At 67.4% G+C, this 10,478-nt stretch carries 14 protein-coding genes; 1 reads left to right on the top strand and 13 read right to left on the bottom strand.

The genetic code is table 11. The annotated features are described in order from the left end of the window. From QZ266_RS14870 to QZ266_RS14815, 12 genes are all read right to left on the bottom strand, one after another. Positions 1-587 (bottom strand): DnaJ domain-containing protein (locus QZ266_RS14870; protein ID WP_295696522.1); only part of this gene is annotated, 587 nt, incomplete at its 3' end. Positions 588-662: 75 nt separating this feature from the next. After that, positions 663-4,415 carry a glycoside hydrolase/phage tail family protein gene (locus QZ266_RS14865; RefSeq protein ID WP_295696519.1) on the bottom strand — a complete coding sequence of 1,251 codons (3,753 nt, stop codon included), beginning with the start codon at positions 4,413-4,415 and terminating at the stop codon, positions 663-665. Further along, entirely contained in the window at positions 4,397-4,897 is a 501-nt protein-coding gene (locus tag QZ266_RS14860) for an NlpC/P60 family protein (protein WP_295696517.1), read from the bottom strand. The genes QZ266_RS14865 and QZ266_RS14860 overlap by 19 nt, the downstream gene beginning before the upstream one ends. Further along, complete coding sequence (locus QZ266_RS14855; RefSeq protein WP_295696515.1) at positions 4,894-5,562, bottom strand: DUF2163 domain-containing protein; 669 nt, start codon at positions 5,560-5,562, stop codon at positions 4,894-4,896. Before QZ266_RS14855 ends, QZ266_RS14860 begins: the two co-directional genes overlap by 4 nt. A gap of 33 nt (positions 5,563-5,595) precedes the next feature. Continuing rightward, positions 5,596-6,222 (bottom strand): DUF2460 domain-containing protein, encoded by a 627-nt coding sequence (locus QZ266_RS14850; RefSeq protein ID WP_295696514.1) that lies wholly within the window; start codon positions 6,220-6,222, stop codon positions 5,596-5,598. After that, positions 6,219-6,740 (bottom strand): phage tail tape measure C-terminal domain-containing protein, encoded by a 522-nt coding sequence (locus tag QZ266_RS14845; RefSeq protein ID WP_295696511.1) that lies wholly within the window; start codon positions 6,738-6,740, stop codon positions 6,219-6,221. Before QZ266_RS14845 ends, QZ266_RS14850 begins: the two co-directional genes overlap by 4 nt. Beyond that, complete coding sequence (locus QZ266_RS14840) at positions 6,737-6,934, bottom strand: phage tail assembly chaperone (RefSeq protein ID WP_295696507.1); 198 nt, start codon at positions 6,932-6,934, stop codon at positions 6,737-6,739. Before QZ266_RS14840 ends, QZ266_RS14845 begins: the two co-directional genes overlap by 4 nt. Then, on the bottom strand, positions 6,931-7,200 hold the full coding sequence (locus QZ266_RS14835; protein WP_295696505.1) for a GTA-gp10 family protein: 270 nt from the start codon (positions 7,198-7,200) through the stop codon (positions 6,931-6,933). Before QZ266_RS14835 ends, QZ266_RS14840 begins: the two co-directional genes overlap by 4 nt. Before the next feature lie 2 nt (positions 7,201-7,202). Continuing rightward, positions 7,203-7,619, bottom strand: a complete 417-nt coding sequence (locus QZ266_RS14830) for a phage major tail protein, TP901-1 family (RefSeq protein ID WP_295696503.1) — start codon at positions 7,617-7,619, stop codon at positions 7,203-7,205. Between the two features lie 109 nt (positions 7,620-7,728). Next, positions 7,729-8,175 carry a DUF4760 domain-containing protein gene (locus tag QZ266_RS14825; protein ID WP_295696524.1) on the bottom strand — a complete coding sequence of 149 codons (447 nt, stop codon included), beginning with the start codon at positions 8,173-8,175 and terminating at the stop codon, positions 7,729-7,731. A gap of 114 nt (positions 8,176-8,289) precedes the next feature. Then, positions 8,290-8,703 carry a DUF3168 domain-containing protein gene (locus tag QZ266_RS14820; RefSeq protein WP_295696501.1) on the bottom strand — a complete coding sequence of 138 codons (414 nt, stop codon included), beginning with the start codon at positions 8,701-8,703 and terminating at the stop codon, positions 8,290-8,292. Then, positions 8,700-9,278: a hypothetical protein gene (locus QZ266_RS14815; RefSeq protein ID WP_295696498.1), complete on the bottom strand. Its 579-nt coding sequence runs from the start codon at positions 9,276-9,278 to the stop codon at positions 8,700-8,702. The genes QZ266_RS14820 and QZ266_RS14815 overlap by 4 nt, the downstream gene beginning before the upstream one ends. On the opposite strand from QZ266_RS14815, the gene QZ266_RS14810 reads away from it, so the two are divergent. Next, positions 9,277-9,897 carry a hypothetical protein gene (locus QZ266_RS14810; protein WP_295696497.1) on the top strand — a complete coding sequence of 207 codons (621 nt, stop codon included), beginning with the start codon at positions 9,277-9,279 and terminating at the stop codon, positions 9,895-9,897. The genes QZ266_RS14815 and QZ266_RS14810 overlap by 2 nt on opposite strands. 332 nt (positions 9,898-10,229) lie before the next feature. On the opposite strand, the gene QZ266_RS14805 is transcribed toward QZ266_RS14810, so the two are convergent. Continuing rightward, positions 10,230-10,478 (bottom strand): phage major capsid protein (locus QZ266_RS14805; RefSeq protein WP_295696495.1); only part of this gene is annotated, 249 nt, incomplete at its 5' end.

Genomic DNA, 10,478 nt, shown 5'->3' with positions numbered 1-10,478 from the left:
TCGCCCGGCTTGCCGCCCATGGCCGACGCCTCACCCTGGCCGCGCAGGCGCAGGACCTGGCCGTCACTGGCACCGGATGGCACGGCGACATCCACCGTTCGACCGCCCGGCAGGGCGACGCGATGCTTGCCACCCTGGGCGGCCTGCATGAAGTCGACGGTTACGCTCTGACGGATATCGGCCCCCTTGCGTGATGCCTGCTGCTGGCGACCACCACCCTGGCCGCCCATGTCTGAGAAAAGGTCGGAAAAAATGTCCTCGAATCCGCCACGACCGGCATTGCGTGACTGGCGGAAATTGAACGGCTTGCCGCCGCCCATGCCCGCACCACCCATGCCGCCCATCCCGCCCATGCCGGGATGAAAACCGGCGCGCGCAGCGGCGTCATACTCGGCCCGCTTGTCCGGGTCGGAGAGGAGTTTGAAGGCCTGGGAGACGTGCTTGAAACGCTCTTCCGCGGCCGCATTGCCCGGATTGGAATCCGGGTGCAGTTCCTTGGCCAGCTTGCGATAGGCCTTGCGGATCTCGTCAGCGGTCGCCGTCTTGGCAACACCAAGCGTCTTGTAGGGATCGTCCATACCCGTCATGCCTTGCCAGACCCGTGTTGGTAATCTCGGTCAGGCATCATGTAAGCGGCTTTGGCGGTGATATCAAAGCACAGCTCACAGGTTGAGTTCAGCACTGGCCTCGCGCCCCGGACCGATCCGCGCCGATATCTGCGCGACCCGGGCCAGCAGATGCCCGGGCAAGGCCCCGAACAGGCCCGTCAGCGCGGCATCGCTGAGGCTCAGCGCCGCGCTGTCCGGGGTCAAGGCCGGCGCGGCGACCCCGTCGCCAACCAGGATCACCTGCCAGGCCTCGACCGCTTCGCCCAGCGGGACATCCGGGGCCGACCAGTCATCCCCGCCCGTGCGCGTCTGGCGTATCCAGGCAAGCGCCACGCCGGTGGCGGTACGCGAGAGCCGCAAATGCGCCGGAGGCAGGGGTTCCAGATCGGCGCGCGGCGGCGGCGCGCTGCGCACGGTCGCCGCATTGTCGAGCGGATCCAGCCCGGCCTCCACGGCCCGAAGCGCCAGCTCGACCCCGCGCTCATGGGGGCTGAGCGGCAGGGCCTGGCAGGCGGTGTCGAGCAGCACCACACGCGAGCCCAGCGGCGCCGGCTCGCAATAACCGGCACCCAGGCCGCGCAGCAGGCCGGTCAGGCGATAGCGACCCGGCGCCTGCAACGCCGCATGGCAGAAGGCAATCACCTCCCAGGCCCCGGCCTCACGTTCAACCGCAATACGATTGCCGGCCGCCAGGACAGCCTCCGGCGCATGGCTTTCCGGATGACCGTCATCCAGGGTCACCACCAGCGCATTGGCCTGGTCCCAATACCCGACCGGGCCCGTCCCCAGCGCCTCGTCCAGCACGCCGAAACGTGCCGGCCGGCCGAGGGTCAGCCGGTTTTCGCCGGCCAGCCAGACATCCACCGCACCCGGCCAGGGCCGCGACCAGGCCGCGACGCGCGGCCCGTCCCGCAACTCACCCGAGAGGAGGGGGATATCGAGGAGTTCCAGTGCCGGGCGGACCGGCCCCGCAATGAGGGCCTGCTCACGGCCGGCCTCACCGGCCGAAAGCGTCGCCGCCCGCCCGGCCGGGCGGGTCAGCTCGGCCGTCCGGACGCTGTCGCCCTCCAGGGCAATGACTTGCCACGCCCCATCCTCCCGCGTCAGGACATCGCCGATCTCGACCGCGAGGAGCGATGGCGGCACGGTGAGAGAGAGGTGGTCAGCCTGCCGATGAGACGCCTCCAGCGCATCACTGCACCAGCGTCTGGCCGTCTCGGCGTCGGCAGTGACCGGCACGCTCAACCCGCGGCTTTCCACTGTCCCGAAATGTTCGCGCGCCGCCGCGTGTCCAGCGCGGTAATCGGCCTGGTCATCGTGAAACTGCAGACGCACATCCCGCAGCAAGTCCATCGGCGCGGGGTAGCGCCGGATCACACTGTCCCGCCCGCGATCGACACATTCGGACACGTGGATGCCCGCCGGCACGACATCCGCCGAGACAAAGCGCAGCGAGAACGCCCCTTCCAGCACGCCCAGCCCGAGAAGACCGACCAGGGGGGCCAGCGCGTCACGGGCGGGCATGGGACGGTCCACCAGATAACCGGCGACGAGATCATGCACGGCGCTGGTATCACAGGCTTCGAGCCCGGCGGCATCGGCCATCTCGTCTATGATGCGGCCAACCGGCACGAGACCGGCCCGGCCATTGAGCCAGTGACCGCGGCGCCAGTTCTCGCCATCCGACCAGACCTCGGAGCGGGCGGGAAAGTCCGGCCAGGGTCGGGCATCGAAAGCCCAGACCGCCGTCCAGTCCGGCTCGACCATCGGGCCGCCATAGAGCGGGGAGACCGGATTGGCGGCCGGATCATCCCAATGCGCCAGCAGGGCTTCCAGATAGCGCCGCTGGATCAGGTCATCGCGGGCCCCGGTGGAGAAATGGGGCGGCCTGCTCTCCGCGCTTTTCGGATCGATGAAAACATTGGGCTGATTGGCGCCCTTGTCGACAGCCGGGCAACCGGTTTCCGTGATCCAGACCGGTTTTGACATCGGCACCCAGCCGCTTGGGGTCGCGACACGCACACCATCCGGCCGGTCATGATGCGGGTTCGACCACCAGCCGACCAGATCCTTGACGCGCCAGACCCAGGCCTCGCCATGGGTCGCGTCGATGATCGGGGTTCGCACCTGGGCATCCCGGTCGGCCGGGCTGGCATAATACCAGTCATACCCCTCCCCGCCGGCGACCTGACCGGCGAGATAGTCCCGGTCATGGGCGCGATCCGCCAGGCTGGTATCGAGATGGTCCGCGCCTGTGCGCCAGTCGGCCAGCGGGATGTAGAAATCAATCGCGACGGCGTCGATGGCCGGGTGCGACCACAAGGGATCGAGGTGGAAATGCTTTGCTCCGTCGGCGGGCTGATGGCCGTGATACTCGCTCCAGTCGGCGGCATAGGAGAGTCGGGTCGACGGGCCGAGCAGGGTGCGGGCCTCGGCGGCGAGATCGCACAGGGCCGCGACCGCCGGATAGCCCTCCTCGAGTCCGGCGGTGGACAGCGCCACCATTTCCGATCCGATGAGAAACCCGTCCACGCCGCCCGCCGCCCTGGCCAGCGCTGCGCAATGCAGGATGAAGCGCCGATAGCGCCATTCGGACGGGCCGGCATAGGTGATCGTCGCACCCGACACACTGAAATCGCTCGCCTGCGCGCTGCCCATGAAGGCCGAGACCTGCGGCGCGACACTGCCTGCCTCCGGCCGGATCCGTCCGCGCCAGGGATAGGCCGGCTGACCGCTGCCGCCATCGGGGTCCGCAAGCCCATTGCCGGCCGGGATATCCATCAGGATGAAGGGATAGAGCGTCACCCGGTAGCCGCGCGCCCTGAGCTGACCGATCAGCGCGATCACGCCGGCATCATCCGGTGTACCGCCATAGACCGGCCGGCCGTCGACACGCCCGATGAGCCAGGCTCCGCTGCGATCAATCCCGGCAACCGACCAGTCGCTCGGACGGGTCCGGGTACTGTCATCCTCGACCCCGGGCCGCAGCTCGCACACACCGCAGCGCAAATCATCGCCGAACCAGGCCAGTACGATCTGCACCGACCGACATGCGGGCAGGTCCCGCTCGAGATCTTCAAGCGCTGCCATGACATCGGTTAGACCGCGGGCATTATTGCGGTTGAGCGGTGTTTCCGCGCCCGGCCCGTCCAGCCGCATGACCGGATCCGGAGAGAGGGCGAACTCGCCACAGCCGGGGATGAGATTGATCCCGCGGACCTGACGCTCCAGCCCGCCCTCGCCCACGCCCCGAAACACTTCCACCGAGAGATTGGGGATGCGGTGGCCGAACGCATCCAGCGCCAGATCCTCAAAGACGAGATAGGCGGTTCCGCGAAAGCCGGGCGCGTCGACGCCTTCAATGGCACTGATCAGCGGGTCCGGCATCTGGTCCTCGCGACCCGCATGCCAGCGCACGGCATGGCGGGAGCGGTCAAGCAGGGCGCCATTGGCCCAGATACGCCCAATCCCGGCAATCTCGCCCTCACACACCCCGACGGCAAAGGAGAGTGAATAGGTATAGCCGGTCTGTTTCGGTCCGCCCTTGCCACCGCCGGAGGTCTCGGAATGCTCGGCAAAGCGCGCCGCCCAGATCACCTGACCGGCCATGCGGGCACGCCCCCACAGGCGCGGCATGGGCGCGCCATCGGTCGAGGTCTGCAGTGGCAACTCGGCAAGGCGCGGCCCCTCACGGGCCGGACGCAGCGCGTTCATCGCCAGACCGGCGGCGGCCTGGCCGAGCGCCGGCAAGGCGGCACGCGCAACCCCCAGCGCCGCGCGGCCTGCGGTCAGGACAAGCTGGGCCATGCAAACACCTCCTCGGGATCGAAACTCTGACCTGCGGGCGAATCGGGAAAGGCGAAGGCGCCGACCAGTCGCCGGCGCCACCAGGCGGTCAGCACGGTCTCGCAGACGCTGCGGCGCCAATAGGCGTGAATGATGCGCCCGTGCTGGGACAGGACGGCGCAATGGCGCGCGGGGCCACCGGGCTCCGCAGCGAAGAGCAGGACATGACCGGGCCGCGCCGCATTTCGGTCGATCTCGCGGAAATGACACCGCGCAGCCTGCATCAATGCGCCGGCCAGAGGAGTCCCCGACACATCGCGCTCATAAGGCGGCACGGCTTGCGGCTCTTCGCCATACAAAGCCCGCCAGACCCCGCGCAGCAGGCCGAGGCAATCACACCCGGCACCCCGACAACTGCCCTGGTGGCGATAGGGTGTGCCGATCCAGCGGCGGGCCTCGGCGAGGGCTTGCGCCCGGGCCTTTACCGGCTTGCGTGGCCTCATCCGCCCAACCCCCGTGACCCGCCATCGCGGACCGTCTCACTGGCCGGGGAGGCCTGCAGGACATCATTGCCGACCATGTAGGGAAAACCGCGAAAATCGAGCGTATTGGAGAAGCGATCGCGGCAGGTAGCGAAACGCTGGTCACAGCCCAGTGCGAAGGCGGGATGATCACCCGCAACCCCGCAGCGCTCATCGCCCAGCACCTCGTCACAACGGCGGGCGAAGACCCGGCCCGTCACCCGTGACAGGCGGTGGGACAGGCCCAGCAGCTCCGCCTCGAAGCGAGCATCGACACGGCGCACCTCGCCCAGCTCGCCCTGGCCGGTCTTGAGACCCTCGGGTGGATCGGCGGACCAGTCGACCCGCCAGGTCTCGACCCGGGCGCCGGACCAGAGCCCGGCCTCCAGGTCACCGGCCCGCAGGACCCCATCATCAAACGCGCCGAGCAGCCCGGCCTGGTCCGGGGCGAGGCCCGCCTCTGCGGCACAGCCGGTCGCGCCAAAACCGGTCCCGGCACGGCAGGTCACGCCCTGCCAGTCGAGGTCCCGGTCATGGTCGGTAAAGCCGAAACGATCGCCATCAGACCGGGTCACGATCCAGCAGGTGCACAGACAGGTCACACCGGTCTCGAGCGCCGCCTGCAGGGTTTCAGGCACGTGTCTCATACTCACCTCCTCGCGCCGCCCGGGCGCGACACATCAGGGTTTGAGTTCAATCAGGGGGATGGAATGGGCCGCGGCCGCGCCGGGCTGATCGAGCGCCAGGTCGAGCCGGTCCTGCTCGAAGCGCACGGGCACATCAAAGGCAAAGCCGGCGGTGACGCTCACCCCCGATGAGGGCGGGGTATCAAGGGTCACCAGACCGCTCGTCCAGTCGACCGAGAGGTTTTCGGTCTCGACCCCGTCCAGCGCGATCCGGAGCGATCCCTCAACCGGTTTGGTGACGGTCCGCGTCCAGCTTTCGCCGCCGCTCTCATAGCGCTTGACCAGCTGGAAAACCGCATTGCTGCCATCGCCCGTGCCCAGTTGCTGGTCTGTCGGCTCCGGAGCCCGGTCGGGTGCGGTCGAGCGATTGTCGAAAGGGTCGCGAAAACGAAAGCCGTGCAGCGGGCCGCGCCGGGCCTCGAAGAAGGCGAGCAGGGTGTGGATATCCGCCAGCGAGCGAATACCCGGCCCGGCATCATAGCGACGGCGACTATCGGCCCAGGACGTGTTGCGCTGCTCGCGGCCGGACAGGAGCGGTACGATCTCGGTCCGCCGTTGCGGCCCGCCCGTGGCGCCGACCGAGACCGGGAAGGGAAAGCGGATCTCGTGGAACACGCTCATGACCAGCGCCTCCCCTCATCGACCGCCCGGGCCAGGGCCCGCGCAATCCGCCCCCGTGACGCCGACACTGCAGCCTCGGGCGGACCGGATGGCAGGGTGAGATGGATATTGACGGTCTGACCGCCCGCCCCGCCCGGTGCGACCTGGCCGGACTGGCTCGGCGTGAAGACTTCCGGGCCTCGTTCGCCGACCAGAAAGGGCACGCCCGCCTGGACCGGACCGCCCTCGGCCCGGCCTCCGGCGGGCGTCGTCATCCAGGCAATCGAGCCCAGCGCCCGGTCGATCAGCCCCGCCAGGGGGCGTTCGATGACTTGCTGCGTCGCCAATCGGGCCAGATCGGCCAGGATGGCATCGGTCATGCGGGAAAAATCCGCTTCACCGGACCGCGCCGCCCGTCCGAGCGCCTGCTCGATCCGGCTGCCGGCGCGCTCGAACGCCGACTCCAGCGCCTCGGCGGCCTGCAGGCCCGGCCCGTCGGCGAGGGTCTCGAACGGATCGTCTGATGAGGATGACGTCATGGCTGAATCTCCGCTGTGCTTGCATTGGATGTGTCGGGAAAGCGGGCCCGCAGCGCATCCAGTCCGGCACGGTCCAGGGCGGCATCACCCGCCGCACCGGTCAGGGCCCGCCATTCCAGGAGAGACAGCGCCCAGACCTCCGCGGGGCGCAGACCCAGCGCCAGGCCGGCGCGCAGTACAGGCGCCCACTTCATGGCTCCAGCCCGGCCGTCAGACAGGCCGCAACGGCATCGGTGACAGCTTCAAGCGAGAGCGGCGCGTCCTTCAGCTCGGCCAGCTCGACCGGCGTCCCGCCGCCGCGCGCCAGGGCCGCGACGACGCGCACCAGACAGTCGGCCGTAAGGCTTTCACCAGCCGGGCAGAGCGTTTCGATTTCGGCCAGCGCCCCCAGGGTGAGGCAGAGCGTCAGCGTGCGCTCGCCCAGGGCGAGTTCGATCTCGCCACGTTGGGGATTGGCCATGTCTAGAGCGCCGCGAAGACCAGCGCCCCGGCCGAGGCCAGGCTCATAGACCAGCTCGCCTCACCATCATGCCGGCCGGCATAATCCAGTGCCGCGACCTGAAAGGGCCCGGTCAGCGTGCCGAAATCGGGGATAAGCAATTGCCAGTCATCGCGCGACTGGTCGAAGAAGGCCTGACGGATGCGGGCATCGGCCTCGGCATCCACGAAGACGCCGGAGCCGGAGACACTGCACGTTTTCACCCCGCCGCCGGCCAGCAATTCGCGCCAGCCCTCCACGCTCTCGGCATGGGTGACATCGACCGGTCGGGCATTGAGCGAGATCGTCTTCAGTCGCAGCCCCGCCGCACTCTCATAGGCCGGTGGATCGCCGCCATCACCGATGCGGATCAGGATGTCGCGGCCGGATTGGACACTCATGGGAGATCTCCTCTGGCAGGCCGGCGCGCGCCGGCCATCAGGCAAGAAAAAACCGCCCGGCGAGGGGCGGTTGATGACGATTGAAATCGATTACCAATAGCTTTTTCTATTACGTGCTCTCGCCTCGCCACTTTTGGACCAAAGCCTCGTAAGCGAGGTACAATTTAGGTCCGCCAAGCTCATCGGAACGCATGTCGTCGACATACTGGCGAAAATCGTCAAAGTCCAAAACATAGCTCGATCGCCAGTATGACTTCAGAATCGCTTCATCGAGCCAGCCCGCGCTCACCCCAAGCGCCATTGCCTCGTAGAAATTGAACATATCTTTCACGACACGAGTGGAGTCCCATGGAGCCGCCGACCAAACAAATGTGTGCCGTCTGAGCACGTCTAGACTGGGATTGGCCCTATCCTGAGCCTCCAGCGACAACCTTAAGCTCCTGAACCTATCAAGCATTCCGGAAACATGGGCATCTGACGTCATGCGCATAATCAGACTGACGGTCTCACTTCGGACCGCCGCGTGCCGAGTATGCCGGAAGCTGAGAAATGACATCGTCGCGGTTATTAGTGAACCGACGGCAATTAACAGCGGAGCATACGCTAGCATCTGATCCCTCCCAGCCATTGCAGAAACTCAATACAAAATTGTATTAGCATCAAGCCCAATCTAAACGCACGCACACGCCACAAGCGCCCTCACCCGCAGCAAACCGCGCTTCAACCGGCGTTCGGGCGTGGCGAAGACATCGCGGTAGGCGGGGGTCAGACTGATCAGGCGCCAGGGTGCAGGCAGATCGGGCACAGGCGCCGCAGCGACGGAATCGCTCAGCACGCCGAGCAAGGCGGCGGGCGAGGCGTCGCGTTGCCAGATATCCAGGGTGAGCCGAATTTCCAGCATTCGCGCCCCGTCCGCGCCGCGCTCGGAGACCTCGCTGCCGCCCCAGCTGGCATGGGGAAAGGCGGCGCGGCGATTGCGCGCCTCAAACAGGCGCAGCGGGTCGCCCAGCGCATTGGTGACGGCGGGTGTGGCGGCGAGCCGCGCCGCCAGCGCCGCCTGCACTGCCTCGATCACCCCGCTCACAGGGACACCGGTCGGAACGGCCCGATCAGCTCGGCCACGCCGGGCGGGACGGAGGACGCGCCATTGGTCTCGGCGAGATGGACAGTGAGCTGGAGAATGGCTTCGCGCAGCGGCGCCGGCACGTCCGCGGGCTGATCGCCATAGCCGCAGCGAAAACGGATCTCGATCCCCGCCGCCGCCCGGCCCGGTTGCGGCCAGCTCATGCCCGGTCGCAGGACAAGCCGGCCCGGATCACTCAGCCTGTCCACGAAAAACGCCGCCGGATCGATCTCCGACGGCGTGTCATCCATGCCATATATCGTAACCGCCTCAAGCGCGATCAGCGGCGGTTTGAGCAGTCTCAACCGCGTCCCGAAGGCCGAGAGACGCCCCTCGCCCCACCACAAATCGCGGCGTTCCAGCCAGGTCTGGGCGAGGCAGGCCCGCCCGGTATCCCGCTCGACACGTGCCCGCGCGGTTTGTATCCAGTGGTTGATCGCGTCGTCCTGCGACGCATCCGCCACGCGCAGCCGCGCCCTGGCATCCGCCAGCGAAACAGGCTCCGCGGAAGGCGGATCAAGGAGTGTGAGGGACATGGGGGAAAACTCCGTTTCAGAGGGGGACGAGGCAGTCCGCTTCCCGCCGGAAGCGGTTAAGCCGTTCTGGGTCGAGGTCGGCGTGTTCGGGCTGGCTGGCCTGGCGAGTTTGCTGATCTGGGTCGCGCTGCTGCGCCTACCGGCCGATGACGCAGCCCGTACTGGCTGGGCTCCGCTCGTCATGGCACCGCTTGTCCCGGCCTTTGTGCTGCCGCCGATCTTGCGCGCCGTGCTGCGGCCCGTGCTGCGCCGATGGGCGAAACTCAACAAGGACCCGCTGCCCTGGTGGGCCAAGACTGTTGGCGTCTACTGGTCACCCACCGAGATTCGCGCGGTGTCACCCGCCTGGCATATCGAGGACGACCGCCTGCACCTGCCGGTCATCGGTCATGAAATGGCCGTTCTTTTCGGCGGCCTGATCATCGCAATCGCGCTGGCCCTGATTGAACAGGAAACGGGTTTCTGGTTGAGTCTGCTGGCACCCCCGCTAACAATCGTCTCCGGCCCTTTTGCGCTTGCCATCCTGCTCGGCGCAGCGCTCAAAGCCTATCGCTACGGACGCCTGCCGCCGCCCGGCTCGACATCGCTTCGTAGCTTTTTCGGGTGGAACTATGACTAGGCGCCTCGGCGCGGACTGAGCCTTACATCCCTTGTCATCCAGCAGGCCGTATCCGGTTTTCCAGCTCAAGGGTGGAACCGCGAAGCGGCGCCTGCGGCGCCCTTGACCTGGAAAACCGGATGCGGCGACATCTCGGCAAGTGATGAAAGGGGCGGTGAGCGCTGAGGGCGCGTCACACCGACCACACCAATCCACCACTTGTCATCCCCGCCGGATGTCCCGCGAACGCGGGACGCAGGGCGGGGACCTAACTCTCTGCAATCACATGGGTCCCTGACTTTCGCCCGGCCTTCGCCGGGCGTCCATCAGGGATGACAAAAAGATTCCCGGCCTCAACTCACCCCAAACTTCAACAGCTTGATCGCTTCGAAATCCTGCACCCCGCCGCCGACGCGTTTGGTGGTGTAGAAGAGGACGTGCGGTTTGGCGCTGAAGGGGTCGCGCAGGACTTCCACGCCCTGGCGGTCGACGATGAGATAGCCGCGGCCAAAATCCCCGAAGGCCATGGACAGGCTGTCAGTGCCGATATCCGGCATGTCCTCGGCTTCGCTGACCGGATAGCCCAGCAGGGTGGAGGTCGC

The organism is uncultured Maricaulis sp. (assembly GCF_905480005.1).
In the GTDB taxonomy this organism is placed as follows: Bacteria; Pseudomonadota; Alphaproteobacteria; order Caulobacterales; family Maricaulaceae; genus Maricaulis.
The sequence above is the reverse complement of the archived record's forward strand: the minus strand, read 5'-3'. Positions and strand labels throughout refer to the sequence as shown.

Excerpts from the sequence above, each read along its gene's own strand:
- QZ266_RS14865 (WP_295696519.1), bottom strand. The coding sequence starts at position 4,415 with ATGGCCCAGCTTGTCCTGACCGCAGGCCGCGCGGCGCTGGGGGTTGCG.
- QZ266_RS14860 (WP_295696517.1), bottom strand. The coding sequence starts at position 4,897 with ATGAGGCCACGCAAGCCGGTAAAGGCCCGGGCGCAAGCCCTCGCCGAG.
- QZ266_RS14855 (WP_295696515.1), bottom strand. The coding sequence starts at position 5,562 with ATGAGACACGTGCCTGAAACCCTGCAGGCGGCGCTCGAGACCGGTGTG.
- QZ266_RS14850 (WP_295696514.1), bottom strand. The coding sequence starts at position 6,222 with ATGAGCGTGTTCCACGAGATCCGCTTTCCCTTCCCGGTCTCGGTCGGC.
- QZ266_RS14845 (WP_295696511.1), bottom strand. The coding sequence starts at position 6,740 with ATGACGTCATCCTCATCAGACGATCCGTTCGAGACCCTCGCCGACGGG.
- QZ266_RS14840 (WP_295696507.1), bottom strand. The coding sequence starts at position 6,934 with ATGAAGTGGGCGCCTGTACTGCGCGCCGGCCTGGCGCTGGGTCTGCGC.
- QZ266_RS14835 (WP_295696505.1), bottom strand. The coding sequence starts at position 7,200 with ATGGCCAATCCCCAACGTGGCGAGATCGAACTCGCCCTGGGCGAGCGC.
- QZ266_RS14830 (WP_295696503.1), bottom strand. The coding sequence starts at position 7,619 with ATGAGTGTCCAATCCGGCCGCGACATCCTGATCCGCATCGGTGATGGC.
- QZ266_RS14825 (WP_295696524.1), bottom strand. The coding sequence starts at position 8,175 with ATGTCATTTCTCAGCTTCCGGCATACTCGGCACGCGGCGGTCCGAAGT.
- QZ266_RS14810 (WP_295696497.1), top strand. The coding sequence starts at position 9,277 with ATGGGGGAAAACTCCGTTTCAGAGGGGGACGAGGCAGTCCGCTTCCCG.
- QZ266_RS14815 (WP_295696498.1), bottom strand. The coding sequence starts at position 9,278 with ATGTCCCTCACACTCCTTGATCCGCCTTCCGCGGAGCCTGTTTCGCTG.